Annotated in this window: 28 protein-coding genes; 12 read left to right on the top strand and 16 right to left on the bottom strand. The window is 44.1% G+C overall.

Annotated elements, in window-relative coordinates; all coding sequences use genetic code 11:
• Positions 1-6: 6 nt before the first annotated feature.
• Positions 7-342 carry a TIGR01244 family sulfur transferase gene (locus O4M77_RS11980; RefSeq protein ID WP_004783676.1) on the bottom strand — a complete coding sequence of 112 codons (336 nt, stop codon included), beginning with the start codon at positions 340-342 and terminating at the stop codon, positions 7-9.
• A gap of 125 nt (positions 343-467) precedes the next feature.
• Between O4M77_RS11980 and O4M77_RS11975 the strand changes: the two genes are divergently transcribed.
• The 3 genes from O4M77_RS11975 (at position 468) to O4M77_RS11965 (ending at position 2,246) form a co-directional block, all read left to right on the top strand.
• The gene (locus O4M77_RS11975; protein ID WP_159123097.1) at positions 468-1,364 is read left to right on the top strand and encodes an alpha/beta hydrolase; all 897 of its coding nucleotides are present in this window, start codon (positions 468-470) and stop codon (positions 1,362-1,364) included.
• A complete protein-coding gene (gene trxC / locus O4M77_RS11970; protein WP_004783672.1) occupies positions 1,365-1,799 on the top strand; it encodes a thioredoxin TrxC in 435 nt (144 codons plus the stop codon).
• Between the two features lie 75 nt (positions 1,800-1,874).
• The gene (locus tag O4M77_RS11965; protein WP_171523022.1) at positions 1,875-2,246 is read left to right on the top strand and encodes an acyl-CoA thioesterase; all 372 of its coding nucleotides are present in this window, start codon (positions 1,875-1,877) and stop codon (positions 2,244-2,246) included.
• A 58-nt stretch (positions 2,247-2,304) separates the two neighbouring features.
• On the opposite strand, the gene O4M77_RS11960 is transcribed toward O4M77_RS11965, so the two are convergent.
• On the bottom strand, positions 2,305-2,808 hold the full coding sequence (locus tag O4M77_RS11960; protein ID WP_159123096.1) for a DUF4442 domain-containing protein: 504 nt from the start codon (positions 2,806-2,808) through the stop codon (positions 2,305-2,307).
• Between the two features lie 25 nt (positions 2,809-2,833).
• The gene (locus O4M77_RS11955; protein WP_004783667.1) at positions 2,834-3,322 is read right to left on the bottom strand and encodes a YajQ family cyclic di-GMP-binding protein; all 489 of its coding nucleotides are present in this window, start codon (positions 3,320-3,322) and stop codon (positions 2,834-2,836) included.
• A 91-nt stretch (positions 3,323-3,413) separates the two neighbouring features.
• On the opposite strand from O4M77_RS11955, the gene O4M77_RS11950 reads away from it, so the two are divergent.
• Entirely contained in the window at positions 3,414-3,728 is a 315-nt protein-coding gene (locus O4M77_RS11950) for a rhodanese-like domain-containing protein (RefSeq protein ID WP_180130725.1), read from the top strand.
• Positions 3,729-3,879: 151 nt separating this feature from the next.
• Here the strand turns inward: O4M77_RS11950 and mnmC are convergent, their stop codons facing one another.
• Genes mnmC through O4M77_RS11930 form a run of 4 tightly spaced genes read right to left on the bottom strand, consistent with a single transcriptional unit; the run spans position 3,880 to position 7,293 of the window.
• Positions 3,880-5,787, bottom strand: coding sequence for an FAD-dependent 5-carboxymethylaminomethyl-2-thiouridine(34) oxidoreductase MnmC (gene mnmC, locus O4M77_RS11945; protein WP_323713510.1), 1,908 nt, complete (start codon positions 5,785-5,787; stop codon positions 3,880-3,882).
• Positions 5,788-5,826: 39 nt separating this feature from the next.
• On the bottom strand, positions 5,827-6,345 hold the full coding sequence (locus O4M77_RS11940; RefSeq protein WP_159123094.1) for a hypothetical protein: 519 nt from the start codon (positions 6,343-6,345) through the stop codon (positions 5,827-5,829).
• 5 nt (positions 6,346-6,350) lie between these two features.
• Positions 6,351-6,653, bottom strand: a complete 303-nt coding sequence (locus O4M77_RS11935; RefSeq protein ID WP_004783657.1) for a YciI family protein — start codon at positions 6,651-6,653, stop codon at positions 6,351-6,353.
• Between the two features lie 28 nt (positions 6,654-6,681).
• On the bottom strand, positions 6,682-7,293 hold the full coding sequence (locus tag O4M77_RS11930; protein ID WP_005233839.1) for a septation protein IspZ: 612 nt from the start codon (positions 7,291-7,293) through the stop codon (positions 6,682-6,684).
• Between the two features lie 44 nt (positions 7,294-7,337).
• On the opposite strand from O4M77_RS11930, the gene O4M77_RS11925 reads away from it, so the two are divergent.
• Positions 7,338-8,189 carry a PHP domain-containing protein gene (locus tag O4M77_RS11925; RefSeq protein ID WP_313659507.1) on the top strand — a complete coding sequence of 284 codons (852 nt, stop codon included), beginning with the start codon at positions 7,338-7,340 and terminating at the stop codon, positions 8,187-8,189.
• A gap of 78 nt (positions 8,190-8,267) precedes the next feature.
• Here O4M77_RS11925 and O4M77_RS11920 read toward each other — a convergent pair whose 3' ends face one another.
• Both O4M77_RS11920 and radC read right to left on the bottom strand, forming a co-directional pair.
• Positions 8,268-9,179, bottom strand: coding sequence for a bestrophin family protein (locus O4M77_RS11920; protein ID WP_004783652.1), 912 nt, complete (start codon positions 9,177-9,179; stop codon positions 8,268-8,270).
• Between the two features lie 71 nt (positions 9,180-9,250).
• The gene (gene radC / locus O4M77_RS11915) at positions 9,251-9,946 is read right to left on the bottom strand and encodes a RadC family protein (protein ID WP_004783651.1); all 696 of its coding nucleotides are present in this window, start codon (positions 9,944-9,946) and stop codon (positions 9,251-9,253) included.
• 113 nt (positions 9,947-10,059) lie between these two features.
• On the opposite strand from radC, the gene coaBC reads away from it, so the two are divergent.
• Together coaBC and O4M77_RS11905 are read left to right on the top strand one after the other, a co-directional pair.
• Positions 10,060-11,334, top strand: coding sequence for a bifunctional phosphopantothenoylcysteine decarboxylase/phosphopantothenate--cysteine ligase CoaBC (gene coaBC, locus O4M77_RS11910; RefSeq protein ID WP_159123089.1), 1,275 nt, complete (start codon positions 10,060-10,062; stop codon positions 11,332-11,334).
• 221 nt (positions 11,335-11,555) lie between these two features.
• Positions 11,556-12,068, top strand: coding sequence for a hypothetical protein (locus tag O4M77_RS11905; protein ID WP_004783647.1), 513 nt, complete (start codon positions 11,556-11,558; stop codon positions 12,066-12,068).
• 49 nt (positions 12,069-12,117) lie between these two features.
• On the opposite strand, the gene dusA is transcribed toward O4M77_RS11905, so the two are convergent.
• Positions 12,118-13,140, bottom strand: coding sequence for a tRNA dihydrouridine(20/20a) synthase DusA (gene dusA, locus O4M77_RS11900; protein WP_323713509.1), 1,023 nt, complete (start codon positions 13,138-13,140; stop codon positions 12,118-12,120).
• A gap of 294 nt (positions 13,141-13,434) precedes the next feature.
• Here dusA and O4M77_RS11895 point away from each other — a divergent pair, with 294 nt between their 5' ends.
• Positions 13,435-14,079, top strand: coding sequence for a HEPN domain-containing protein (locus O4M77_RS11895; RefSeq protein ID WP_159123086.1), 645 nt, complete (start codon positions 13,435-13,437; stop codon positions 14,077-14,079).
• Positions 14,080-14,085: 6 nt separating this feature from the next.
• Here the strand turns inward: O4M77_RS11895 and O4M77_RS11890 are convergent, their stop codons facing one another.
• Positions 14,086-15,273 carry an MFS transporter gene (locus tag O4M77_RS11890; protein WP_323713508.1) on the bottom strand — a complete coding sequence of 396 codons (1,188 nt, stop codon included), beginning with the start codon at positions 15,271-15,273 and terminating at the stop codon, positions 14,086-14,088.
• Between the two features lie 968 nt (positions 15,274-16,241).
• On the opposite strand from O4M77_RS11890, the gene O4M77_RS11885 reads away from it, so the two are divergent.
• The 4 genes from O4M77_RS11885 to O4M77_RS11870 all read left to right on the top strand — a co-directional run bounded on the left by O4M77_RS11885 (position 16,242) and on the right by O4M77_RS11870 (position 19,995).
• Complete coding sequence (locus O4M77_RS11885) at positions 16,242-17,369, top strand: Re/Si-specific NAD(P)(+) transhydrogenase subunit alpha (RefSeq protein ID WP_034170850.1); 1,128 nt, start codon at positions 16,242-16,244, stop codon at positions 17,367-17,369.
• A gap of 11 nt (positions 17,370-17,380) precedes the next feature.
• A complete protein-coding gene (locus O4M77_RS11880) occupies positions 17,381-17,704 on the top strand; it encodes a proton-translocating transhydrogenase family protein (RefSeq protein WP_004783638.1) in 324 nt (107 codons plus the stop codon).
• Positions 17,705-17,707: 3 nt separating this feature from the next.
• The gene (locus O4M77_RS11875; RefSeq protein ID WP_159123084.1) at positions 17,708-19,153 is read left to right on the top strand and encodes an NAD(P)(+) transhydrogenase (Re/Si-specific) subunit beta; all 1,446 of its coding nucleotides are present in this window, start codon (positions 17,708-17,710) and stop codon (positions 19,151-19,153) included.
• A 143-nt stretch (positions 19,154-19,296) separates the two neighbouring features.
• Positions 19,297-19,995 carry an XAC2610-related protein gene (locus O4M77_RS11870; protein WP_166135657.1) on the top strand — a complete coding sequence of 233 codons (699 nt, stop codon included), beginning with the start codon at positions 19,297-19,299 and terminating at the stop codon, positions 19,993-19,995.
• Between the two features lie 104 nt (positions 19,996-20,099).
• Here the strand turns inward: O4M77_RS11870 and rsfS are convergent, their stop codons facing one another.
• The 5 genes from rsfS to O4M77_RS11845 all read right to left on the bottom strand — a co-directional run bounded on the left by rsfS (position 20,100) and on the right by O4M77_RS11845 (position 26,015).
• On the bottom strand, positions 20,100-20,501 hold the full coding sequence (rsfS, locus tag O4M77_RS11865) for a ribosome silencing factor (RefSeq protein ID WP_004783634.1): 402 nt from the start codon (positions 20,499-20,501) through the stop codon (positions 20,100-20,102).
• An 81-nt stretch (positions 20,502-20,582) separates the two neighbouring features.
• Positions 20,583-21,371: a hydroxypyruvate isomerase family protein gene (locus O4M77_RS11860; protein ID WP_323713507.1), complete on the bottom strand. Its 789-nt coding sequence runs from the start codon at positions 21,369-21,371 to the stop codon at positions 20,583-20,585.
• 41 nt (positions 21,372-21,412) lie between these two features.
• Entirely contained in the window at positions 21,413-22,279 is an 867-nt protein-coding gene (locus O4M77_RS11855) for an NAD(P)-dependent oxidoreductase (RefSeq protein ID WP_323713506.1), read from the bottom strand.
• Between the two features lie 36 nt (positions 22,280-22,315).
• The gene (locus O4M77_RS11850) at positions 22,316-23,104 is read right to left on the bottom strand and encodes a crotonase/enoyl-CoA hydratase family protein (RefSeq protein ID WP_323713505.1); all 789 of its coding nucleotides are present in this window, start codon (positions 23,102-23,104) and stop codon (positions 22,316-22,318) included.
• A 103-nt stretch (positions 23,105-23,207) separates the two neighbouring features.
• Positions 23,208-26,015 carry an ATP-binding protein gene (locus tag O4M77_RS11845; protein WP_323713504.1) on the bottom strand — a complete coding sequence of 936 codons (2,808 nt, stop codon included), beginning with the start codon at positions 26,013-26,015 and terminating at the stop codon, positions 23,208-23,210.
• Between the last annotated feature and the right edge of the window lie 25 nt (positions 26,016-26,040).

The following is a 26,040-nucleotide window of genomic DNA, read 5'->3' as shown; positions in this document are numbered from 1 at the left end:
AATACCTTAGTCATCCAGCAGATCCATCTGTTTCGCCAACTGATATAAATTATTGGAGCGATTTCCTGTACGGCAGAACATCAAGATCGGCTTTGGTAATTCGTTATAATGGTTAGCAAAGGTGCGCACATCAAGCTCGGTAATCTGGCCAGCAACTACTGGCTGGAAAACATAATCCAGACCTGCACTACGAGCAGCTTCCTCAATTTGTACGCTGGTTGGCTGTTCAGGGCCACCTTCCATATCTGGACGGTTATTGATAATTGATTTAAAACCTTTTTCAACTACTTGAGAGATATGTTCAGGACCAATTTGGCCAGCAAAGCCTACATTTTCGCTCATGATGTCACTCCATTATGTCATTTATCTTGATATGCTTTATAATAGCATTAAGCTGAAAACATGATGGCCTAGTTCTGAAAAATTTATAAACGATTACAACTATAAAATAACGCAATGGAGCGCGTATGTACGCCTATACAGTCGAACCACTGTATGTCAAAAGCGGTCAGGAAGTGATTGCTGCGGATTTCTATCGTCCTCAACAGATTGACAAACCAGCTGTGATCCTGATGGCTCATGGCCTAGCGGCTTTACGTCATTTTAAACTGGTGCAATATGCCCAACGTTTTGCCAGTGCAGGTTATGCGGTGGTTCTGTTTGATTATCGCTATTGGGGAGGCAGTACCGGGCGTCCGCGTGAATTGGTGTCGATCGGTGCTCAGCTTGAAGACTGGCGTACCATGATCCAGCATTTGCAGGCACGTAAATCGATTGATGCCAAACGAATTGTGTTATGGGGAACGGCATTAAGTGGCGGGCATGTACTGACATTGGCCGCAGAACTAAAAAATATTCAGGCGGTAATGGTACAGGTACCCTTTGTTGATGGTGCAGAAAGTGCCAAACTTTATCCTTTGCAGCAATTGCCTAAAGCCCTGAAGATTTCCAGTCAGGATTATATGGGGGCAAAGGTAGGAATGGCGCCCAAGACCTTGCCGGTGGTTGATCGTCATAAACTCTGTTTTATGCCGACACAAGACAGTTATGAAGGATATCTATCCATTGTGAATCCAGATTATTACTGGAGTGGTCATATCCCAGCCCGGGTATTCTTTAAATTGATGCGATATCGTCCTATTCAGGAAGTCCGCAAAATCACTATTCCTGTTCTGTTTATCGCAGCACAACAAGACAGCCTGATTCCCATTGAAGCCAGTCGGGAAACCGCAACCAATATTGCACCATTTGTACAATATCATGAGTGGAATATGCGGCATTTTGATATTTATCATGGTGAATGGTTTGAAAAAGCAGTCTCGACCCAATTAGAATTCTTACATCAACATATTGGAGTGCGCTAGATGATCATTGTATGCCCGAATTGCCAGGCTAAAAATCGTGTGCCTGAAGAAAAATTAACGGCCGATCCAGCATGTGGTCAGTGTCATCAAGCTTTAGTTCCACTGGCGCCGATTGAGCTAAATGAACAGAACTTTAGTCAGTTTGTCACCCATAGTGATCTTCCCATCCTGATTGATCTATGGGCAGACTGGTGTGGTCCATGTAAAATGATGGCACCGCATTTTGCTGCTGTAGCAAAAGAAAATCCACAAGTGGTATTTGCTAAAATTGATACCGAAGCCAATCCGCGATTAAGCTCAGCATTTAATGTACGTAGTATTCCGACGCTGGTTTTGATGAATAAAACCAATGAAATTGCTAGAATAAGCGGTGCATTACGTTCAAGCGAACTACAAAAGTGGCTTGATCAGCAGTTAAATAATGCTCAATCCTAATTTAAAAAGCCTGGAGTTCAAGTGACAGATTCTCATATTAAACCAGAGGGAGTACTTTCCCTGCAGACGATTGCAATGCCTGCGGATACCAACTGGAGTGGAGATGTATTTGGTGGCTGGATTGTTTCACAAATGGACTTGGCGGGAGCAATTCATGCAGAGCGCTTTAGTAAAGGACGCTGTGCAACGATTTCGATTAACCAGATGACCTTCCTGGTTCCTGTGAAAGTCGGCGATGTCATTAGCTGCTATACCAAAATTCTAAAAGTCGGTAATACTTCAATCCAGATGCAAATCGAAGTATGGGACAGTCATGATAACTCACGTGCACCTGTACGCGTGACTGAAGGGGTATTTACCTTTGTCGCAGTGGATGTCAAAGGCAATAAACGTCCAATTCCAGATGAAGCAAAACAGAAATTTGCAGAATCTCAGCAGAACTCATAATTCATTAAATAAAAAAATCCCAGATCAATAATCTGGGATTTTTTTGTCTGTATTGAAATTAGCCTGGCTTCAACTGGTTCTTGGCAATCCAAGCCCAGAGCATTTCACATTGAATCGGTGCTTCACCAGATTCATCAGTTACAATAACTTGTACTAGCGTTTCACCTTTTTCTGAACTTTGCATCAATTGCTGCTGTTCAGGAGTCAACGTAGCCACCGCAGTCATGGCACCTTTGGTTGGACGCTTAAAGTCCACTTTTAGGCTTTTAATCAGAACCACTGCGCTGTCAGGTACATTCATCGCAGTCACAAAGCCGGTTGCTGTTTCTGCCAGCAGTGCCATCGCACATGCATGAATCTGACCGATATGGTTCTGCATGGCCTTATGATTGGCCATACTCACCACAACTTTGGCTGCACTGATTTCCTGATAGCGAATCTTGGCAGAGCCAACCATTGGAACCACTCGGCCAAAGGTCTTACTTAATAAAGCAGTACGTATACCTTGCGGTAATCTTGATGTCGCTTTGACCAGTCTGGTCAGTCGGTTGCTCTTTGCCATAATTCTATCTACAGACGTTGCTGCCTTAGTCTTTAAAGTTGTTGAACTGTAAAGGCAGACCGAATTGTTGTTCTTTCAGGAATGCCATCACTTGTTGCAAGGTATCGCGTTTTTTATCAGTCACACGAATCTTGTCACCCTGAATTGAAGATTGCACTTTAATACCACTTTCTTTAATGGCCTTATTAATTTTTTTCGCAGTATCAGAGTCAAGGCCATCTTTAAGCTTGATCACTTGAACTACATTTTTGCCTGAAGCGGTCATTTTTTGTGGATCTAGCGCCTGAATATCCACTTTACGCTTGAAGAAATGGTTTTCCAGCATGGTATACACTTGCTCACATTGGAAATCACTTTCTGTGCTAATTTTGATTTCCTTGTTTTTTTCATTTAGTTCAATAGAAACATCCTGTCCACGGAAATCGAAGCGGGTTGCAATCTCTTTTTGGGTATTTTGAACTGCATGATTTACTTCAAAAATTTCTAATTCAGAAACAATATCGAAAGAAGGCATAGTTTAGACCTTTACAAAGGGAAAGAATATCTGAGATGCTAGGGATGTTTTCTTCATTTGCCAAGTGTTGTTTACATCAAAGGAGTGCGCAATGATCCGTAAACAAGAAATTACAACATTTGAGTTCCCAGAAAATGCTGTAATCTGGGATGTACGAGATGCAAGTGCTTATGCTGAAGCACACGTGAAAGGGGCGGTCAATCAGCCCATTAACGATCTTTCAGCAAATAGCCTGACTCAGGTGTCAGCGGATCAACCGATTTACATTTTATGTGGTGGTGGGAGTAAAGCTCCACGTGCAGCTGAAAAGTTAGAGGGTTTTGACAGCACACGTGAATATGTCATTCTGATGGGTGGTACTCGTGCTGCTCGTGATGCAGGTATGCCACTGGAACAAGGTGCATAATTGACCTTGTGAAAAAAAGCGCCGTCAGGCGCTTTTTTGTTGTCTAGATTTCTTCAAAATCGTCCTTCTTTAAAGGAGGATTAACACTCTTTCTAAAAATCCCTCCCTTGCGGAACAGTATTCCTCACCCTTTATTAAAGGGAGGAGTTCTTTAATCTTGAGGCTTAAAATAAGGCTTCTTGGCTTTTACCTTCTTTTGAAAACGTGTCACGTCGAGTTTCTTTACCAAGTTCGAAGGTACTGGGCAAGCTTCTCCCAAAATTTGGGCAGCCAGAATTTCACTACACAATGGCGCAAACAGAAAGCCTTTAGAGCCGAGACCAGCAAAACTGTAAATCTCTTCATCTGCCTTCATTTTTCCGAGTAAAGGAAAATAATCCTGACTCTGTGCGCGTACTGCCGCTCGACCTTGCCAGGTTTCGGTAGATGGTAATAACTGTGCATATTCAGGAAAGACACTGTGGATAAGTTCATAATTATGCACATGATCTTCTATTAAGACTTCTGCATCATCCCGGCCTGGATAGAATGAAGCCCCGAGAATGAGTTGTTCGGCATTGAGTTGCATACAGTAGCCGCCATAACTATAGGCAGTATCCTGATTTAAGGGCTGATCTTGATTATTGACCCAGCTGACCTGTCCGCGAATCGGTTTCAGGACTGGATAATGTTCAAAGAATTGCTGGGTATCACGTGCGGTACATACAACGATGTGATCAAACTTGCCTAAGGATTGCTGATCTGCAAATAACTCAGGTTGTTCAGCAGCCTCAATATGACTAATTTTGGCTTGTTTATACTGAATAAGAGGATGCTGCAAAATTTCATCACGCAGTTGATGGGGTGAAACTGCGCCAGCTGCTAACAGTTTTAAACTTGGAAATGCAGTTTGCATCTCCTGATCTTTTACTGTTTGTGCAGCCAGAATTCCTTCGGGATATTCGTCTGCCAATCCTAGAAGCTGTTGAGGATTTTTTAAGGCGAGTTGATTGACCTGAATTGAGCGGAAAGCCTTAAATTTCTGATAATGATTTAAGGCATGCTGCCAGGCCACAGTCATCAGATGTTCGGCACTTTGCTCAACTGGACACAGTTTAGGGTTAAGCAGGGCAAGGGGATTGCCGGAACCGCCTGAAAGAGGCGCTGACTGGTCGTAAATCGTGACTTGATGACCACGTTGAGTGAATGCCCATGCCGCACTTAAACCTGCGATTCCAGCGCCAATCACAGCGATTTGACGAGGTCTGGTAAGACTCTCTAGATCGGGTTCAATTTTTTTTTGAGCAATTTCCTGTTCTAAAGCCGTTTCACTGCCTTTATTTTCTTCAACAGGATTCCAGATCGCTTTCAGCATTTCACGTTTATGGCCAAATCCACGTGGACGGGAAATAGAGATGCCGTGCTGTTTTAAACCACGTTTTAAGACACCTGCAACGCTAAAAGAAGCAAAAGTCGTTCCGATCTCGGATAAACGCACAATGTTATTTAAAACATTTTCTTCCCACATGTCTGGATTACATGATGGTGCGAATCCATCCAGAAACCAGGCATTAACAGGTGCAGTTTTTTCAATGACAGGAAAGACATCATGTGCATCTCCCAGCCACAGATCCAGACTGAAACGCTCTTCAGGAAAGCTGAGACGATGACAACCGGCAATCGGCATTGGATATTGGGAGATGAGTTGATCTGCTAGCGGTTTCAATTCTGGCCAGGCATTTAAGGCACGGACTAAATCTGCTCTAGAAAGCGGAAATTTTTCTACTGAAATCGCATGCAGATGGCTTTGGTTATCCGGACGAACCTGTTGCCAGAGTTGCCATAACGCCAGAATATTTAAACCCGTACCAAAACCCGTTTCACCGACACAGAAATATGCAAAAGGTTTTAAATCGGCCAGACGGGTACTAAGTTCATTGCCATTTAAAAAGACATGCCGGGTTTCCAGCAATCCATTGTCTTTGGAAAAATACACATCACCAAATTGCTTGGACACAGGCACATCAATGCCATCCACCAATTGCCAATCCAGATCGGCAGTTTGAATTGCATGCGACAAAACGGGTACAACCTTAAAGATATTTGGACGGCTTATAGATTACCACTGACGGCGACGTTTGGTATAAACATAGCTCGCAATCAGAAAGCCAAGTAATACACCGACTGCCAAAGTTGCCGCGCCGTAGAGAAACATCTGGGCACTACGTTCACTTTGCAGGACCTGTACCTGAACCCCGAGATTGTCGTTCTTGAGCTGCAATTCCTGATTTTGTGACAGGGCTTCCAGATTGGCTTTTTCCAGTTGCTGTAGACGCGTTGCCTGATCTTTGACTAAAGCTTTGACTTTGGCATCTTGCTGGGCTTTCTGCTTGGCAATTTCTTCTGCGGTGAGCGGCTTTTTCTCAGTCGGCTGAACAGTCTGAGCAGTTGTTGCAACTGCTGGAATAATTCCAGCCTGCTGTGCAGAAGCGCCCTGAGCAGGTGCTTGTGTGGTAACAGCTTGGACAGGAGTAGCTGCTGGCTGTGTAGCCGGGGCAACTGGAGCAGAAACTTCAACAGCCCAGGCAGAAGGAATCATGAAACAAAAGCCAATGAAACTGGCGGTAACAGCGCGCATGAACCTTATCCTTTAGGAAATGCTTTATTAAATGGTTTCACATCAATATGCGCGTATACGCCTTCTTTCAGGAATGGCTCATCCTGTAACCATGCATCCAGTGCTTCACGACTGTCAAAATCAACGATGATGGTGCTGCCATAGAAACCGGCTTGAGGATTGGCTGGATCTTTAGGCATGGCACCTGCAACAATCAGACGGCCTTCAGCATCTAACTGTTCTAGACGTGCAAGATGTTGTGGACGAATCGCAAGGCGTTTTTCAACTGTACCTTCCCGGTCGGTACAGCTAACGACGAATAATGGCATGATGACTCTCTATCGTTTGTAGTTGGACTTATTCAGCTGTTCTAAAGTATTTACGCAATACAATAAACTGAATAATGATAAAGGAAAACATCACGATCATGTCACCGAATGCAGTAAATTCGCCCCAATATTTTCCATCCATCCATAAATAGGCAAAGAATGTATGCAGAAATGACATAAGGGTAAACATACCCACCCAGGCATAGTTCAATTTAAGCCAGCCTTTGGCGCTCAAATTAAATACTGGGCCAAACAGACGCTGGATGAGTGGCTTCTTATCTTTGCTAAACCATGGCGATAACAGGAAGACACCTGCAAAGACCAGATTCAGTAATACAGCTTTAAGACGAATATAGAAATCGTCGCTGAGCATCAGGGTGATCCCACCGAAGATCACCGTCATAAACAGAACAATCCATTGCTGTTTGTCCAGGCGAAATTTTTGCATGACAAATAACGCACCATAGACCACCAGCATGGAAATGATCAGACCCGTAGTTGCAACGAGAATATTGTTATTGTCGACACCCCCCGCAGAACCGATCAATTGTAGAAGTTGATGGTCAGTGTCTTTTGGATCTACAGTTTTATATAAATAAAAGAAAATAATGAGTGGCACAAAGTCTAAAAGTGCTTTCATGTTAGAGTATCTAAATCTGATCAAATAAATGTCATAGTATAGAGATGCACGGCGTAGATTTACATACACATAGTAATATTTCTGATGGAACTTTGAGTCCTCAGCAACTGGTCGAAGCGGCTGCGGACAAACTTATCCATACTTTGGCCCTGACTGATCATGACACTATGGACGGTTTGGTGCTGGCTGAAGAAGCTGCCAAAAATCATGAGATTAAGATAATTTCTGGAGTCGAGATTTCCAGCCAGTGGTCACGTCCTGCGACCAAGAAAAATTATGGCGTACATATTGTGGCACTCAATGTTCAGAATCCTGAGCCGTTACAAAAAGCCCTCAATCAGCAGAAGATCATTCGTGCCGAACGCTCTAAACAGATCTGTGACCTTCTGGTTCCTTTAATTGGTCAGGATATTTATGCTGACGTGATTGCCAAAGTTGACAATATTCCTGATCGGGTTACCCGAACCCATATTGCCAAAACGCTGGTAGAAAAAGGCATTGTGACCCGTCCACAACAGGCTTTTGATAAATACATCAAGGAAGGTAAAAAGGCCTATGTCAAATTTGATGGTCTGGGTCTGGAAGAAACCATTCAGGTCATACATGACAGCGGTGGCTTTGCCGTGTTGGCGCATCCAACCCGTTATGATTTATCCGCGACTAATATTCGTTATCTGATCGAGATCTTCGCCAAGTTTGGTGGAGATGCGGTGGAGTTGCCGCCCGCTATTGATCCAAGTTCAACCCGTCAGATGGTCGACCGGATGATTGCAGAGCAAGGCCTTAAAGTATCAATAGGAAGTGATTTTCATGGCGATAATATGCCTTGGATTAAACTGGGCCAAGTCCCAAGCCTAAAACCAGGGCAGATCGGGATCTGGGAGAGTTTTATTTAATGAGTTAAGCAGTAGTCGCAACACTGCTACCCATCCCAACGTGAAGGAATTCTCTCTTTGGATAAGAGAGGTAACCTATTAAAGCAAATTATTATCTTGAGCCTGAATTGGTGGTGGTGTCGGTTTACCTAAAGTTCCCAAGAGTTCAATTTCAATAGTACGAACCATAGAATCAAGGGGTAAGTCATTGCTTTGGGTGCCGAAAGGCTCTTCAATTTCTGAACTTAAAGCATCCAGTCCTAGGAAGGTATAAGCGAGAATGCCGACCAGAAAAGGGGTGAATAAACCTAAGGTTGCACCAAGGCTAAATGGCAGAATAAAACAGAAGAAATAAACAGTACGATTCAGCAGAACTGAATAAGCAAAAGGTAAAGGAGTCGTCGCAATCCGGTCACAACCTGTCTGCACAATACTGAGTTCTGCGACATGATTATTCATCTGCATATAAATGATGTCAGAGATTTCACCTTCTTTGAGAGCCTGCATCAGCTCCCATTGAATCAGGCTCAAGGTATATTGCGGTGCATTGGCCTGTTGATAGAGCTGGGTAATTGCCTGCTGGCTCATCCCACTGGTTTCCACCAGTTCAGTCGGATTGGCTGTCTGATGACGTAAACGGTCCCGCAGGACATTTGCGAAAACGATGACGTGCTGAATCACACGTTCACGACGGCCTTGAGACAACATCCGGCAGTCCCGGTCAAAATGACGTGCATTGGCAATCAGAATACCCCAGAGTTTACGTGCTTCCCACCAGCGGTCATAACAAGCAGTATTTTTAAATCCGAGAAAGATAGACAGTACTACGCCGATGAGGGTAAAGCCGACGAGAGGGAGTTCTGGAAAATGAAAATAACCTACACGTGAAAAACCACCAATAATGGCTGAAATCAGCATGACCACGCCTAAAGGAGGTAAAACCTTAGGTAAAATCGTTCCTCGCCAGGAAAATAATAATTTAAAAACGTTCTGCTGGTCACGTACGATCATTTATTGGAATCATCACAATTTTTTTCATGATCTTCTTGAGTTGTAGCTGCTTTGTCAAGTGCTATTCCCCCTTAGACTTCAGGTTTGATGAGTTGCTGCTCAGCAAAGGAAAAACTGCCCTCCAGAGCAATGATGCAATGGTCAATTAAACGGATATCGACCAGTCGACATGCCTGTTGAATCTGGCGGGTCAGATACAGGTCAGCCTTAGAAGGAGTGGCTTGGCCCAAGGGATGATTATGCGCAATCACAATTGAAGTTGCCTGTTGGGTAATGGCATATCTGAGCAACTGATTAATCGAAATATCACATGCATTCACAGAGCCATAAAACAGCTTTTTAAATGCAATTTTCCTTAAACTGGCGTCCAGACACAGGACCGCGAATACTTCCTGATTTTCCCCCAGTAATTCGAAACGTAAATAATCCCGCAGTCTTTTTGAATTACTCAGTTCTAAGGCATCCTGTTTAAGATGCTCGGCAATATAACGCCGTCCTAATTCTTTAACAGCCATTAGCTGAGTGTATTTGCTAATGCCCATGCCATGAAACTGGCTAACTTCTTTTAAAGGTGCATCAAGTAAAGCAGTTAGATGACCAAAATGTTGAATCAGTAGCCGGGCTAATTCTACGGCTGAATGCTGTTGTGAACCTGATCGGAGAAAAATGGCCAGCAGTTCTGCATCAGATAAACTTTCTGCCCCATATTGAATTAAACGTTCCCGCGGCCGTTCCAGTTCAGGCCAGTTTTTGATTGAAAATTGCATAGTTATTAGACTTATTTATTATGAATTATGAGTTTTCCCTGAAGCTCATCTCTTGGGAATGCAATTATTTAATGCTATTGTGAGCCCCACTGCAACAGAAAGGTAAGCTGTTCGTGAGCTTTGATCTAAGTGTAATTCCTCATAAAAATATCATTTTAGCAGTCACTGGCGGTATTGCTGCCTATAAAAGTGCCATTCTGGTTCGCCGTCTGAAAGATGCCGGGTTTAATGTGCGGGTTGTCATGACTCAAGGCGCACAGGCTTTCATTACCCCTTTGACCTTTCAAGCCTTGTCAGGCAATCCGGTACATACCGAGTTGCTGGATCCTGAAGCTGAAGCGGGCATGGGGCATATTGAGCTGGCACGTTGGGCTGATCTGTTATTGGTTGCGCCAGCCAGCTGCGACACGCTGGCAAAATTTGCAGCAGGCCTTGCAGATGATTTGCTGAGCACTTTGTATCTGGCAACCAATGCACCGGTCTGGGTCGCACCAGCCATGAACCAGCAGATGTGGGCTGCCAAAGCAACCCAGCGTAATCTTGCGACTTTGATTGAAGATGGCGTACATGTGATTATGCCGGATGCCGGTTCACAAGCTTGTGGTGATGTAGGCTTGGGCCGTATGCCGGAGCCGGAAGAGCTGGCACGTCAGGTCACAGAATATTTCCATAAAGCTCAGCGCGCGATTGCAGAAAAATTTGGCATGCTGGCGGGCAAGCAAGTCACGATTACAGCTGGTCCGACCCGTGAAGCGATTGACCCGGTACGTTATATTTCCAACCATAGTACCGGGAAAATGGGTTTTGCATTGGCAGCAGCCTGTTATGCAGCTGGAGCGAATGTCACCCTGATTGCTGGTCCGGTGAGCCTAGATACCCCAAATGGCGTCAAACGTAAAAATGTTTCTTCGGCAGTGCAAATGCTGAATGAAAGCATGCAAATGCTGGAGCAGGGTTGTGACATCTTCATTGCGACCGCTGCAGTAGCTGATTATCGTGTCGCACAGGTAGCCGAGCATAAAATCAAGAAAGCAGGCGATGAGCTGAATGTCGCTTTAATAAAGAATCCGGATATTGTGGCGACCATCGCACAGCAGGAAAAACGTCCATTTATGGTCGGCTTTGCTGCAGAAACCCGAAATATTGAAGAATATGCAGCGGGTAAACTGGTGGCGAAAAAACTGGATATGATTGCCTGCAATGATGTTTCGCGTGCGGATATTGGCTTTGCATCCGATGAAAATGCCATGACGGTATTCTTTGCCGAACACTATCATCTGGATAAGCGTGATCTGGACAAGGCCTCTAAACAGGAAATTGCCCAGCAACTGGTTGAAGCGATCCATGATGCCTTGCACCATGATCCTGCTGCAGAAGATGATTTTTAAGTTTTCAATGACGGTTAAAGCCCTGACTGATTCAGGGCTTTTTTATAGGGTTTTTACCATAAAGTTAAAAAGTCAGAACGATATAAAAATAAAAACGACTTTATAGACTAAGGATTTATTTATTCATTTATTTAAAAAAAGTATAAAATGGATCACAGAATAATCCAAAGATGAAAAGTTTTACACATCTGTAAAGCAGTGAGAGAACACAAGGGGGCGGGATGAAAAAAATCATAATGATATTGATGATCGCCTGTCTGGCTGGATGCAGTTATTTTGTATCGATTGATGAACTGGCCAGAAATATTCAAGGACAAATGCAGCAAGAGTTTAATGCCAATCCGAATTATCAGCATTATCGTCTGACTGTGGTAAATGTAAAAATCCGCCATCGCAAAGGCAATGAGTTTGAAGCGGTTTCACATCTGAATTATCAGGGTAATGAATATCCCATTAACGTCAAAATTTCAAAGGTGAATGGTGGTTATAGCTGGGCCATTGAAGATGATGCTTTTGCCTTTATCGATGAAATCGAGATTGAGAAATATCGTCAGCAACTGGATCGTGAGCTGGAACAGCTGGCCTCATCACTCGATGATCTGGAACCTGTGAATGAACCTACCAGTATTGAGTTAGGGCCAGATGTCCGTCCAGTTACAGAACCTGTCCTGCAAGCGGCTTCCTATGATGAAGAACCGATTCCGGTCGGGAATATTACGGCCTATACCCACTAATTTTTATTTTAGGTCATCAAAAAGCACCGGATCTCGGTGCTTTTTGATTTTAAGGCTGAACTTGATGTTCACGCAGATAATCTTCAGTGCGCTGCATGGCTTCCTGAATATTTAATAATGCTGTTTCTACATCTTTTAGCGTTTTGGCATTGCCACCACTTAAAGCCTGACGCCATTTACGTGCACCTGGTAAGTTCTGAAATAAACCTAAAATATGACGGGTAATAATTGACAATGGTGCACCTTCAGCCATACGTTGGGCAATATAAGGCAGCATTTGTTGCATGATCTCAAAACGGTCCGGTGCTTCGAGATTCCATAGTTGACCCAGCTCAGCTAACAGGTACGGGTTGTGATAGGCTTCGCGGCCAATCATCACGCCATCGACATGCTTGAGATGTTCAAGCGTTTCTGCATAAGTTTTAATTCCGCCATTAATTTCAATGGTCAGTTTCGGACGGTCCTGCTTCAGACGGTAAACATCTTCATAGCGTAGTGGCGGGATTTCACGGTTTTCTTTAGGTGAAAGACCTTGGAGTAAAGCAATTCGGGCATGCACAATAAAGTTATCGCAACCGGTTTTGGCGACCGTATCCACAAAATGCAGCATTTCTTCATAAGAATGCATGTCATCAATACCAATGCGGTGTTTCACACTGACCGGAATATCCACGGCATTACGCATTGCATCAATACATTCTGCGACCAGATCAGGTTCAGCCATCAGGCAGGCACCAATTTTATTATTCTGTACCCGATCACTCGGACAGCCGACATTCAGGTTAACTTCATTGTAACCCCAGTCCTGAGCCATTTTAGTACAAGTTGCCAGATCTTGAGGGTTGGAACCGCCGAGCTGTAACACAATCGGATGTTCTTTTTGATTGAAGTCCAGATGGCGTTTGGCATCGCCATGAATGATGGCGCCCGTAGTCACCATCTCGGTATATAAAATGACATTTGGATTAAACAGGCGCGCAAAGAAACGATAATCTTTGGTGGTCCAGTCCATCATCGGCGCAACACTGATGCGAGGTTGAAGTTTGTTTTCAATGGTGCTGAGATCAGTCATTCAAAATCACGCCTTAAATGAAATGGAAGAGTAATAGCAGTACAAGAATGAGCAGGAATTGCTGGAAATCTGCTCAAAAAAGCAGTACTGCAAAAAGAGGGCGTAATACTAGCATAAAATTTGCATGACCAAAGGCTGAACTGCATGAGGAACGATAACTGTCATTCCAATAAAAATATTTAACAAGAGAAATTGTGGGAATTGAAAAAATAAACTCCCAGTCATTCTGCAATGCTATATTTTGAGATATTTAAGATTAAGATAAAGAAAACGAGATAAATAAGGAGAATAACGATGCTCATGTTGGAGGAGATTTATAAAAGCAAAAAACCTCAGCATTCAGACTATTTTAATTTACGGATTCAACGGGGACTTAGCTGGTTTAAAAAAGCATTAGAGTTGGATCAGGAATTAGAGTTTAAGTTTATTAGCCTGTGGATCAGTTTTAATTCGATCTATGCACAAGAAACAGAGGTTCGTCAGGATCAACAAAGCCTGCATCAATTTCTGGAAACCCTCTGTCAAAAAGATGTGGAGCAAAAACTTCAGCATATTGTCTGGGAAAAATACAGCCAGCCAATTTCTACACTGCTGGATAGCCCTTATACCGATCAAGGTTTCTGGGATTATCGCCATCATAAAGTCAGTCTGGAAAGCTGTCGTGAAGCATTAGATCAGCAAAAACAGAAAATACAAAAAGCTGTTCAAGAGCGGAATTTAACTGAAATCTTATTGGTGATTTTTAACCGTCTTTCTACTTTATATCATCAGCTTATGCAGGGCGGTGCGACTTATCAGAGCTCATTTAATATAAAGCAGCTCCAAGACAGCTGTCGGGTTCTGGCCGGGTTGCTGCCCACTTTTATCTGCATCCTTTTGGAAAATGCAGCAACTTGGGATTCGGGTAAACCTTACTATCCCGTGGTACAAGTCAGCTAAATCTGCTTAAGCTTTTGCTCGATGTTGTTGCCATTGATCAATCAACGCAAACAGGGCGGCGCATAGTGCCAAGCCAAGTCCAAACAGACAGGTCATGCTCCAGCCACCATGATGCCAGGCATATACCCCCAGAGCTGAACCACAGGCACCACCAATAAAATACAGCGTCATGTAAATAGAGTTCAGTCGTGATTTGGCATCTGGGCGCAAGCGGAAAATCACGTTCTGATTACAGCTATGAATAATCGCCAGACCTAAGTTAATCAGGGCATAACCCAGAATATAACTGAGCAGGGACACGCCACCAAAATATAAAAATAGCCAGCTTCCTGCCAGAATTGAACAGCCAATCCAGGTCAGGATCTTGATATAACCACGATCTGCCCATTTACCTATAACCTGAGTCGATAGCGCACCGAAAACACCAACTAGGGTTACTAGGCCCACCATCACATCAGAAAGATGAAAAGGTTTCTGGGTCAGCAGCAGGGCAATGGTTGAAAACAGCATACTCATGGCGGCAAAGGCACATGCACCAATTAGGGAGCGTAAGCCCAGTCGCGGTTCCTCACGCAGTAGCATACCCATCGATTTAAAAATTGCTGCATAGCTGATACGCATACGCGGCATGCTGGGTAATTGTCCTTTTAAATAAAAGCCCAAAACCAGCAGTGCCATACTACTGAGCGCATAAATGGTTTTCCAGTGAAACAGGTCAGAAAGCAATCCGGCAATACTGGTCGACAATAAGATACCGACTAATAAGCCACTCATGAGAAAACCGACCACTTCTCCGGTTTTTTCAGGTCGGACAGCCATCGTAGCTAAAGGAATCAGAATCTGGGCAGCAACAGAAAATAGCCCGGCAATAATAGTCCCCACCCAGAGCATCGGCAGGTTGACTGCTGTGGCACAGATCAGCAAGCCTAATGCGGCACCAAACATCAAGAAAGGAATGAGTCTGGACTTATTCAGCATGTCTCCCAAAGGCACAATAAACAGCAGGCCCAAGGCATAAGACACCTGCGCAAAGGTCACGGTCAGCGCCACTTGGGATTCTGGTACCTGATAATATTGCTGAATTGAGGAGATAAGCGGTTGGCAATAATAGTTTGCACCTGCACATAAACCACATGCGATCGCCATCAGCCATAACAGAGATTTATTTTGACTGATATCGAGAGGAGGAGACATGGCAAGTACCTTAAGCTCAGGGAGAATTTTTATAAAGAACATCAAAGATGATGCAGAAGTTGCAGGCACTATAGGCGAAAACCCGTCAGGATAAAAGTAGAAAAATAGTGCAAAGTACTCAAACTCATACAAGAGAAATGCCACAAAAAAGTACTTTTCTGGATGGAGAAGAGATGAAAATTCGCTAGAAATTTAACTTTTTCACTTAAGAAAATGTACGTGGAAGCGCTTTGTATTAAGTCATCTCATTTAAGACCAAGTGACAGAGATCAATCTGAATCAGTGATTGCCCAAAATTGGTGCAAAATGAAGAGTTCGTAAATCTAACAGTGGACTGAGTATTAATATAATAAATGTTGCAGAATATTTTTTTCACCTATTTCAGGCAAGTCTTAAGACTTGAGCTGAATAAGTCAAATAAGTGAATCCCAAATCAATTTTTTCATCATCAATTCATATTTTTTATGAGTGAAAAATGAAAAAGTTATAGGAAAACAGTATTTTTTGATCTTAAAAATGAATATTCCAAAGTAGATTAAATTTGTCAAAAAGGTCAAAAACAGAAAACTGCCCTAGAAAAGTGCCCTAATTTAGGCTTTATCAGTTCATTTGAAATAAAGATTTGCTGAGCAGAAAAAATGAAATATCTGTCAGAATGATCAATGTAACAAAATAAAACAAAAAGTAATCTAATAAAAAATAACCAAGAAAACAGTCATCGTTCAAGAGAATGAATATCGTTTATAAATTCAGCAAATCAAAATAATCAGGCTCAACTAATAAATGCTATATGACAGCATCATTTTTATGAATCGTCAGTTCAAAATATGGGTATTTATTAAATAAATAATAGGTAGTAATTTCTAGAAGTTTAATTAGAATCCAAAAATTCAACAAAAACACATCCTGAGGGGAAGCACCGTAAATCACGGTGTTTACTTAAGAAAAAATTAGCTTGAGGGACGCTCATGCAGATTGGAATTCCAGCCGAAACTGTCGTCGGTGAAAATCGCGTCGCTGCGACGCCTGAGACAGTAAAGAAATTGATCAGCGCTGGTCATAGTGTGGTGATCGAACGTGGAGCAGGTGTTAAAGCTGCTTACATCGACAGTGCCTATGAGCAAGTTGGTGCCAAAATTACGGATGATGCCTACACCGGTAGCCAGATAGTTTTGAAAGTTCGTGCACCGAAGGGTGAAGAAATTCAAAAGCTGTCAGCCAATACCACGGTTGTAGCGATGTTTGACCCATACCGCAATACCGAGCTTGACCAGTTCGCGGCACAGAATGTGTCTGCATTTGCTCTTGAGCTTTTGCCACGTACTTTGTCACGTGCGCAAAACATGGACGTATTGTCTTCGCAAGCGAACCTTGCAGGTTATAAATCAGTGCTTTTAGCTGCTGCTGAATATCAGCGCATGTTCCCGATGCTGATGACAGCGGCAGGTACGGTGAAACCGGCTCGTGTCGTGATCATGGGTGTCGGGGTAGCAGGCCTTCAAGCAATTGCAACAGCGAAACGTCTGGGTGCAGTCGTAGAAGCAACTGACCTTCGTCCGACTGCCAAAGATCAGGTTGAGTCTTTGGGTGGTAAATGGCTAGACGTGCCAATGTCTCCTGAAGAGCAGGCACGTGCTGATGAAGCAGCTAAAAACGGTTATGGCTGGATGCCAGGTGAACAGTACATCAAGGATCAGGCAGCGATTGTCGATAAAGCGGTATCGAATGCCGATATCGTGATTACCACTGCATTGTTACCAGGTCGTGATGCACCACGCTTAATCCGTGCTGAAACTGTAGCCAAGATGAAACCAGGCTCAGTGATTCTGGATATGGCAGTGGAATCAGGCGGTAACGTGGAAGGTTCTAAGTGTGGCGAAACTGTTGTGACTGAAAATGGTGTGAAGATTCTGGGTGTTCCAAATATTCCATCAACGGTGTCGACTGAAGCGTCAGCGCTATATGCACGTAACGTGTATAACTTTGTTGAAACACTTTTTGATGCAGACAAGAACTTTGTCCTGAATCAGGAAGATGAAATTCAAAAAGCCCTACTTGTCACTCACGGCGGCCAAGTGCTGTTAAAACGTGGTTAAGGAGCAGACTCATGGTTGAAACAATTACGATTTTCGTCCTGGCCATCTTCGTGGGTTACTACGTGGTTTGGGGGGTAACACCAGCACTACATACGCCATTGATGGCGGTGACCAATGCCTTGTCTTCGATCATTATCGTGGGCGCAATGATTCAAACTGTTGGCCTGCCAATGGTGGGCGTTGAAGGCAGCGTGGATTTCCAGACCATTAACGTGGTGAGTGTACTGGGGGCAATCGCAGTATTTCTGGCGAGCATTAATATTTTCGGTGGCTTTGCCGTGACTGCACGTATGCTGGAAATGTTCAAACCTAAGCAAAAGAAAAAAGAGGGTTAAACCATGGAATTTATTCGAGAGTATGCGGATTGGTTCTACCTGATTGGCGCCGTTCTTTTTATCTTAACGCTACGTGGTTTATCTGGTCCTAAAACTGCAATTGCAGGTAACCGCTACGGTATGATCGCCATGGCGATTGCTGTAGTGACCACATTCTTTGTTGCTGAAAATCCAGTAGTCTGGATGATTCTTGCAGCAATGGCGGCGGGTGCAGTAGTGGGTATTGCGCGTGCACGTACTGTACCAATGACCCAGATGCCAGAAACAGTAGCACTCATGCACTCACTGGTGGGTCTGGCTGCGGTACTGATTGCAGTTGCGGCAATTATCCATAACAACAAGCTGGTTGAATTGGGCCCGGACCTGTTAGCTGCAAATGGTGTGACTTTCCATGAAATGAGCAAGGTTCACCTGTTTGAACTGTTTGTGGGCTGTTTTGTGGGTGCGATTACCTTTACTGCTTCTGTATTTGCATACGGTAAGCTGGCTGCAAAGAAATGGGCAAAAACCATTTCAGGTGGCTGGGTAAAACCGGTTCAGGCTCTGATCTTTATTGCAATGCTGGCAGCAGGGATTCACTTCTTCCTGACAGGTAGCATGACATCTTTCTGGGCAATGACTGGTCTTGCGCTGGCATTTGGCTGGGTATGGATTGCGCCAGTTGGCGGCGGTGATATGCCGGTTGTGGTTTCGCTGTTGAACTCATTCTCAGGCTGGGCAGCAGCGGGGATTGGTTTCACACTGGAAAACAACATGCTGATCGTTGCGGGTTCGCTGGTTGGTTCTTCAGGTGCGATTCTGTCTTACATCATGTGTAAAGCGATGAACCGTTCAATCATCAATGTATTGTTTGGTGGTGCGATGGGTGGTGCAGCTGCGCCGACAGCTGCTGCGGGTGCACAAGTGCAACGTAACTACCGTTCAGGTTCTGCAGATGATGCTGGCTTCTTAATGTCAAATGCAGACAGCGTTGTCATTGTACCGGGTTATGGTATGGCACAAGGCCGTGCACAAAACGCAGTAAAAGAGCTGGCAAATTTGCTGAAAGAGCAGGGCGTGACTGTACGTTTTGCGATTCACCCGGTTGCTGGTCGTATGCCAGGTCATATGAACGTATTGCTTGCAGAAGCTGATGTTCCTTATGAAGACATTCTGGAAATGGACGAGATCAACTCGGACTTCCCGGCAACTGACGTAGTACTGGTTATTGGTGCAAACGACGTTGTAAACCCGGCTGCAAAAGACGATCCGAACTCACCAATCTACGGCATGCCAATTCTGGAAGCTCACAAGGCGCGTACCATCATGGTCATCAAGCGCTCTATGGCGACCGGTTATGCAGGTCTGGACAATGACCTGTTCTATAACGACAAGACTATGATGATCTTTGGTGATGCCAAGAAAGTTGTGGAAGATATGACCAAAGCTATTAATGGTACGGGTCACTGATTAGAATCCCTGTAAGTCTCCCTCCTTTGTCAAAGGAGGGCCGGGGAGGATTAAAAGAATCTAGAAAAACCACCTTCGGGTGGTTTTTTTATGTTTAAATTTCATAAAAATTCAATAATTAAAACTTATAAGAAGGCAAGAAAATGAAAACATGGTTATTAGGATTGTTGATTGGTTTGAGCTGTCATTCAGTGGCATCCGCTCAAGTGTTTCAGATTAGGGATGCATCCAAGCTATATAACGTAAAAATGCAGGTGAATTGTGATCAGCAGTCTTGTTCAGGCAAAGGCACGGTTTCTTTATATAAGAAATCTGATCAATCCTTATTGCAAAAATTTGTCTCTGATGACCTGGATTTCGATCTATCCGATGATTTAAAGCCAAGTGCCAATATTATCGAATTATATGGTGAACAAAGTCCTTTAATTTTTGATGATTTTAATTTCGATGGGACTGAAGACATTGCCATTCGTAATGGTAATGAAGGTCCATATGGTGGGCCTACTTATGATGTTTATGTATATAACAAGACACGTAAACACTTTGTATTTAGTTCTGACTTATCTGCATTAACACATGAAAATTTAGGCATGTTTCATGTTGATCATGACAATAAAAGAATTCATACACTAAGTAAAAGTGGCTGCTGTTATCACATTGCCGAAGAGTATCAGGTCATTCCAAAGAAAGGCTTGGTCAAAGTTAAAGAATTTATTGAGGATGCAACTTTAGAATATCCAGATGGAGAAAAACGTGTAACTGTGACTGAACGTCATCTGATCAAAGGCAAATGGGTGGAAAATGTAAAACGATATCCATTGGAAGATTACTATCAGGATTAATATTGTTTGCTGCGAAAAAGGCTATATTAATCTTAAATTTGTTCTTATATTGCAGGCAATAAAAAAGCGACCTACATAGGTCGCTTTTTTTGAATATTCGATATTTATGCTACAGAATCTGCAGGATTGCGCCATAGGCTTTCTAGGTCATAGAATTTACGCGCTGTAGGCAGCATGCAGTGCACTACAACAAAACCTAGATCAATCAGGATCCATTCTGCATCACGTTCGCCTTCGATACCAAGCGGACGGAAACCTGCTTTACGTGCTTCTTCAGCAACATTATCTGCAAGTGATTTGATATGACGGGTTGATGTACCGCTTGCAATCACCATGGCATCTGCCACGTTGCTGATGCTAGCAACATCAAGCTGAACAACTTCTTTAGCCTTTACATCTTCTAGGGCTGCATGTACAACTTTCAAGCATGCGTTTACTGCTTGTGCATGAGAATTCATAGTGTGATCGTGAGAATTAGAAGCGCTGGGCGATGGTTCTAAATTCATAGGGAGTATAATTTCCTAACAATTATGCATGATCTAATATAGCGGTTTTAGCCCAAAATTTCAAATGCACCTTCCGCCGCTTTAGTCATACTCCGGGAAGAACTGTTCTTTCCAGCCAAAGGATTCTTCCGAAGTCCCCAGAGGTTTATATTCGGCTGCGACATAACCATTGTATTGGCTATTCTCTAACCATTGAAAAATCTCATAATATGGAATGGAAGCGGTATTGGGTTGATGACGCCCCGGGCAGTCTGCAAACTGGATATGACCAATCTCTGCAATATTTTCTTTTAAGGCTTCAAGTACATCTTCACCCATCATGGCCATATGATAACAGTCATATTGCATTTTCAAGGCAGGATGATTGACAGCTTCCAGCATCTCCTGAGCTTGGGCCACATTCTGAATCAGGAAACGTGGCATGTCCTGACCGTTGATCATTTCAAAGACCGGCTGAATCTGATAATTAGAGAGCATGGAGCAGGCAATTTTCAGATTACTCGCCAAGGTGTTCAGGCAAGGAAGCAGGTCACAATCCAGTGGCTGTTTGCCGGCCAGAATATTGACACTTGGCACATTCAGAGCAGTCGCATATTGAATGGCCTGCTCTACAGCATGACGAAACTCGATTTCCTGTCCAGGAATACCGGCCAGACCGTGTCCACCTTGCATCAGATCACCAGCAGGCACATTAATCAGGCAGATATCCAGATCATGCAACTGAATCTGCTGCTGAATCTGCTCAATGCTCAGTTCATAGGGAAACTGGATTTCCACATGTTTAAAACCGTGCGCATGAGCCAAGGCAAAACGTTCTAACAAAGGTACTTCCGTAAAAATCATGGAGAGGTTAACGGCGAGTTTGGTCATGGACTTTTCCTTGCTCAAGGCAGAATATTGAAATGAAATATTTAATGGTCTACGTGCTTGATTACAGTAGCCAGATCGGCCTCAGCAAATCCGTCTTGCTGATGGGCTTTGAGCTGAGACAGGGCCTGGCTTGCCACAGGGATATCCAAAGATAAAGTAGCAGCCAGTTGCACCGCATTGTTCAGGTCTTTTGACAGTGTCTGCACTTTCCATTGCACGGGTTCAAACGTCTGGCTGGCCATACGTGGGGCCAGAATCTGAAAAGGCTTGGAGTCAGCAAAACCACCGGCTAATGCTGGTGCAAGCAGGGCAGTATCTACACCGGCACGATCGGCCAGGGCCACTGCTTCAGCGATCAGGGTACTGTTCGCCGCTACAATCAGCTGGTTACAGATTTTAGTCGCCTGACCGGTTCCCGTATCCCCCATACGAGTAACACGTTGTGAAAGCACCTTATAGATTGGATCAAGTGCGGTAAGAGTTTCTGTATCGCCACCAGCGAAGATGACTAGCGTGCCTTGTTCTGCACCGGCTGTACCGCCAGACACAGGAGAGTCAATCCAGATCGCTTGTTTGGCTTGGGCCTGTTCAGCTAGAGTTTTGGTTTGATGTACGGAAAGACTGGAAAAATCGACAATAACCTGTCCAGCCACCAGATAGGGCTGAATCTGCTCAAAGACCGATTGCACCGCGGCATCATCTGCCAGACAGGTCAGAATAACCGGATAATTTGCAATTTGATCTAGAGATAGCGGAGTGGCTCCAAGAGCAAACAAAGGATCGCAGGCACTGGCCGTACGGTTCCAGACTGCAACTTGAAAACCTGCTTTTAGCAAGCGGGTTGCCATACGACTGCCCATGAGTCCCATACCTAAAAAGGCAATTTTGCTATCATGATCGAATTGCATTTTATCTCTCATCTTTTGATTTTGCTTCAGCCATAATTATCGATATTGACGTGGCACAAACTGCACGTCCGGATTTTTATCCTTCTTGCGTGCCAGTTGACTGTTTTTACCGAGTAACAGTTTAAGCTGCCAGATTTTTTCCATACGCAATGACTTGTTGGGTTTGTGCTCCATCGCATCCAGTACAAATTTAGAGGCCATCAAGGCATCTGGAGAGCGTTGTAACATTTCTTCAGCCAAAACCTGTGCTTTTGCTAATGGCTGTTCATCAACATGGGTGATCAGGCCAATTTCTTTGGCATAGGCACCTTCAAAAATACGTGCGGTTAAGGTCAGCTCTTTGGCTAGATCAATCCCGATCAGACCTTTGAGTGAACGCGTTAGTCCCATGTCTGGTACTAGGCCCCAACGAGTTTCCATAATTGACATTTTGGTCGCAGGATGCGCGATCCGGATATCCGCAGCCAACGCAAGTTGCATACCTGCACCAAAGCAGAAACCTTCAATGGCTGCAATTACTGGAACAGGCAGTTCCTGCCAGACCAGAAAAGCTTTCTGAAATAAGCTCTGTCCAGGACGAATCAGTTCCCAAGCCGCATAGGCCCGATTTTTAGGATTATTTAAATCGGCCAAGTCAATGCCGGCACTAAAGACCTGCGCTTCACCCATTAAAATGACACAACGCACCGACTTATCTTTTTTAATCCGGTTCGCAATCTGCACCAGTTCACGCAGTAGGGCAAAGCTCATGGCATTACGTTTGTCTGGACGGCTGAGAGTAACCGTGGCAATTCCATTATTTTTTTCAAAGCGCACAAGTGACATGGTATTCATCCTTAATTTTTCTGTAAGCGAGCATAGCATGAGCAATCTGTGCTTGCATGACAGCGCAGTCATACAGATATGGGTAAGTAAAACAGTAATTTTTTTAACCACTATGCTTGTTTAAGATCTGCTGGGCTGCCTGTTCTACCTGCTCAATCACGGCTTTCAGTTCATCCAGATATTTCAGTACTTCCTGAACAAAACTGTCATCGGCCTTACGGCGTTCCTTACGCAAGGTCGAGACAAACTGTTCAAAACTTCCGGTAACTTTTTGCAGAGTCGGTGTACCGACATATCGGGTAGCCCCATAGAGACGGTGCAAGACATGTTCCAGCTGCGGAAAATCTTCCAGTTCAATCAGTTGCTCAATCTCATCCAGCTCTTTTTCAAAACTGTCGACCAGCATGCTGAGCAGATCGACTGCCAGATCTTCTTTATTGGCCGCCAGTTGCAGGCTTTGTTGCCAGTCCAGAATATTCGGATCCAGCGCATCAATCACATTGGCACGTTCCAGCACCGGAATCTTTTTAAAACTCTCAGTCGTCCAATGCGTCAGAATCTGCACGATCTGATCAATCTGAATAGGCTTGGTGACATAATCATCCATGCCATTTTGCAACAGTTTTTGCTTCTCATCGGAAAGGGCATGTGCTGTCAGGGCAATAATCGGTAGACGCTGATGATTTTCGAAAGTTGATTCCAGTGAGCGGATTGCACGGGTGGTATCGATACCGGACATCACTGGCATCTGAATGTCCATAAACACCAGATCAAAAGATGGCAGACCCTGTTCATAACGGCTCTGGATGATATCAATCGCTTCCTGTCCGCTAATGGCTTTGGTTGTGGTGACATTCAGTTCGGCCAGCAAGGCCTCCAGAACAATCAGGTTCGGCAGATGGTCATCAACGGCCAGAATATGCAATCCCTGACCATTAAAGTCTTCATGCTGTTCCTGATCAAATACGGGTTGATTGCCGAGTAGCTGAATCAGGGCACTACGACTCAGGGGCTGATGCAGGGCACGGGCACGATGGTCATTCAGCATGTTCGGATCCAGCTGCATCTGATAACCATACACAGCCAGATGTCCCTGATAGCGAGAACGAATCTCTGTCAGTAGAGCCTGGCTATCGCCACTATGGTCGACAATCAGCCAGGTATTCTCGATATTTTGTAAATGGTTCAGACGACTGAACAGATCCAGAATGGACGTCGACTCAATATGTTTGACGCGATAATTTTCCAGATAATGTCTTAAGACATTCGCCGTTGCCGGATGGGCAAGATAAGACACAACCGTCAAATCACTGAAATCCGGATGTTCATGAATAATATCTTCATCCACCGGGAATTGGGCGGTAAACCAGAAGGTTGAGCCTTTTTCTGTTGGAGCGCGTTCCTGGTTATCTTCAAAGCCGATTTGACCATGCATCAGGTGGACCAGCTGCTTGGAAATGGCCAGTCCTAGACCTGTACCACCGAATTGGCGGGTGACCGAGGTATCGCCTTGCGAGAACGATTCAAACAGTTTCTTGCGGTCAGTTCCGCTCAGGCCAATGCCGCTGTCCTGAACGCTAAAATGCAGCAGACATTGTCCAATATCATCATGCTCCATGCGTGCCCGAACAATGATTTCGCCATCAGGAGTAAACTTGATCGCATTGGAAATCAGGTTGGTCAGAATCTGCTTAAAGCGTAGTACATCACCAATCACATGTTTTGGCACATTGTCTGCAAAATAGAATGCCATATCGATATGCTTCTGTGCAGCCAGTGGCGAGAGCATATCCATCACATCGAAAATAGCTTCTTCCAGATCAAAAGGTGCGGTTTCCAGTTCCAGTTTGCCAGCATCAATCTTGGAGAAATCCAGTACATCATTGATCAGGGCCAGCAAATGTGCAGAAGATTTGCGGATGGTCTGTAAATACAGGCTTTGCTCATTGCTAAGATTGCCTTGACGCAGCAGCAGGTGAATAAAACCATCAATACTATTTAAGGGTGTGCGTAATTCATGGGAAATATTGGCCAGAAACACCGACTTGGCTTGGTTGGCCGAAATCGCCTGATCACGTGCCTGACGATAAGTAATATTTTGAACTTCTAAAGTATCTAGAGTACGGCGCAAATCATCTTCAGTCTGTTCGGTATGCTCGCGCAATTCCAGAAAACTGAAATGCAGACGTTTCACCACATTGGCAATATCACGCTGCAAAAGACGCAATTCACCGGTACTGTTAATCACCATATGCTGATCTAGGGTGTCGGCATTCAGGCGTTGCAGCTGCATGCGAATTTCATACATCGGTGCAATCCAGCGACGAGAATAGAAATTCAGACATAACAACAAGAGTAATAAGGTCAATAAGCCGGTCGCAATCAAAACAATCAAGACCCGGTAGCGGGCAATTTCTAAGGGCTGATTGTCCAGTTCGATCGCCAGCCAGCCTGCATTCATGCCATTTTCATTTACTTTGACTGCATAAATATGATTGTTTTTATCTAAGATCGGGCCAACAAAATTGCCGTCTTTTTTAAAGTCCGGCCAAGGCGCCTGTTCCTGAAACCCAATACCGAGTTTACTTTTACCATTTTCATCCAGAATAGCCGCACGAACCAGATGCTTTTCATTCAGCATATTTTGCATGGCGTCATGAGCTTGTTCATATTGCCATGGATAAAGGCTCAAAATGTCCAGCGCATATTCAGAAGTGGCCTGAAAACGGGTCAGAATCGCAATGGCCATCTGCTTTTGCTGGGCACGTGCGGCATTGGAAGTTTCCGAGATGACCAGAGCAGCACCAACACAGGCCAGAATAGTAATGGGTACAAAAATCAGTGCAATCAGCTGTCCATAAGCATGATTTAAGTGTAGGCGTTTAAACAGCTTTTTGTTGATATTTGACATGATTCAAGCAGTATTTTCCTTATGC

The organism is Acinetobacter sp. YWS30-1, assembly GCF_033558715.1.
Classification (GTDB): Bacteria; Pseudomonadota; Gammaproteobacteria; order Pseudomonadales; family Moraxellaceae; genus Acinetobacter.
The sequence above is the reverse complement of the archived record's forward strand: the minus strand, read 5'-3'. Positions and strand labels throughout refer to the sequence as shown.

Bases quoted from the DNA above. Each gene is read 5' to 3' on its own strand.
- O4M77_RS11980 (WP_004783676.1), bottom strand. From the start codon at position 342: ATGAGCGAAAATGTAGGCTTTGCTGGCCAAATTGGTCCTGAACATATC.
- O4M77_RS11975 (WP_159123097.1), top strand. From the start codon at position 468: ATGTACGCCTATACAGTCGAACCACTGTATGTCAAAAGCGGTCAGGAA.
- trxC (WP_004783672.1), top strand. From the start codon at position 1,365: ATGATCATTGTATGCCCGAATTGCCAGGCTAAAAATCGTGTGCCTGAA.
- O4M77_RS11965 (WP_171523022.1), top strand. From the start codon at position 1,875: ATGCCTGCGGATACCAACTGGAGTGGAGATGTATTTGGTGGCTGGATT.
- O4M77_RS11960 (WP_159123096.1), bottom strand. From the start codon at position 2,808: ATGGCAAAGAGCAACCGACTGACCAGACTGGTCAAAGCGACATCAAGA.
- O4M77_RS11955 (WP_004783667.1), bottom strand. From the start codon at position 3,322: ATGCCTTCTTTCGATATTGTTTCTGAATTAGAAATTTTTGAAGTAAAT.
- O4M77_RS11950 (WP_180130725.1), top strand. From the start codon at position 3,414: ATGATCCGTAAACAAGAAATTACAACATTTGAGTTCCCAGAAAATGCT.
- O4M77_RS11940 (WP_159123094.1), bottom strand. From the start codon at position 6,345: ATGCGCGCTGTTACCGCCAGTTTCATTGGCTTTTGTTTCATGATTCCT.
- O4M77_RS11935 (WP_004783657.1), bottom strand. From the start codon at position 6,653: ATGCCATTATTCGTCGTTAGCTGTACCGACCGGGAAGGTACAGTTGAA.
- O4M77_RS11930 (WP_005233839.1), bottom strand. From the start codon at position 7,293: ATGAAAGCACTTTTAGACTTTGTGCCACTCATTATTTTCTTTTATTTA.
- O4M77_RS11925 (WP_313659507.1), top strand. From the start codon at position 7,338: ATGCACGGCGTAGATTTACATACACATAGTAATATTTCTGATGGAACT.
- O4M77_RS11920 (WP_004783652.1), bottom strand. From the start codon at position 9,179: ATGATCGTACGTGACCAGCAGAACGTTTTTAAATTATTATTTTCCTGG.
- radC (WP_004783651.1), bottom strand. From the start codon at position 9,946: ATGCAATTTTCAATCAAAAACTGGCCTGAACTGGAACGGCCGCGGGAA.
- O4M77_RS11905 (WP_004783647.1), top strand. From the start codon at position 11,556: ATGAAAAAAATCATAATGATATTGATGATCGCCTGTCTGGCTGGATGC.
- dusA (WP_323713509.1), bottom strand. From the start codon at position 13,140: ATGACTGATCTCAGCACCATTGAAAACAAACTTCAACCTCGCATCAGT.
- O4M77_RS11895 (WP_159123086.1), top strand. From the start codon at position 13,435: ATGCTCATGTTGGAGGAGATTTATAAAAGCAAAAAACCTCAGCATTCA.
- O4M77_RS11890 (WP_323713508.1), bottom strand. From the start codon at position 15,273: ATGTCTCCTCCTCTCGATATCAGTCAAAATAAATCTCTGTTATGGCTG.
- O4M77_RS11885 (WP_034170850.1), top strand. From the start codon at position 16,242: ATGCAGATTGGAATTCCAGCCGAAACTGTCGTCGGTGAAAATCGCGTC.
- O4M77_RS11880 (WP_004783638.1), top strand. From the start codon at position 17,381: ATGGTTGAAACAATTACGATTTTCGTCCTGGCCATCTTCGTGGGTTAC.
- O4M77_RS11875 (WP_159123084.1), top strand. From the start codon at position 17,708: ATGGAATTTATTCGAGAGTATGCGGATTGGTTCTACCTGATTGGCGCC.
- O4M77_RS11870 (WP_166135657.1), top strand. From the start codon at position 19,297: ATGAAAACATGGTTATTAGGATTGTTGATTGGTTTGAGCTGTCATTCA.
- rsfS (WP_004783634.1), bottom strand. From the start codon at position 20,501: ATGAATTTAGAACCATCGCCCAGCGCTTCTAATTCTCACGATCACACT.
- O4M77_RS11860 (WP_323713507.1), bottom strand. From the start codon at position 21,371: ATGACCAAACTCGCCGTTAACCTCTCCATGATTTTTACGGAAGTACCT.
- O4M77_RS11855 (WP_323713506.1), bottom strand. From the start codon at position 22,279: ATGCAATTCGATCATGATAGCAAAATTGCCTTTTTAGGTATGGGACTC.
- O4M77_RS11850 (WP_323713505.1), bottom strand. From the start codon at position 23,104: ATGTCACTTGTGCGCTTTGAAAAAAATAATGGAATTGCCACGGTTACT.
- O4M77_RS11845 (WP_323713504.1), bottom strand. From the start codon at position 26,015: ATGTCAAATATCAACAAAAAGCTGTTTAAACGCCTACACTTAAATCAT.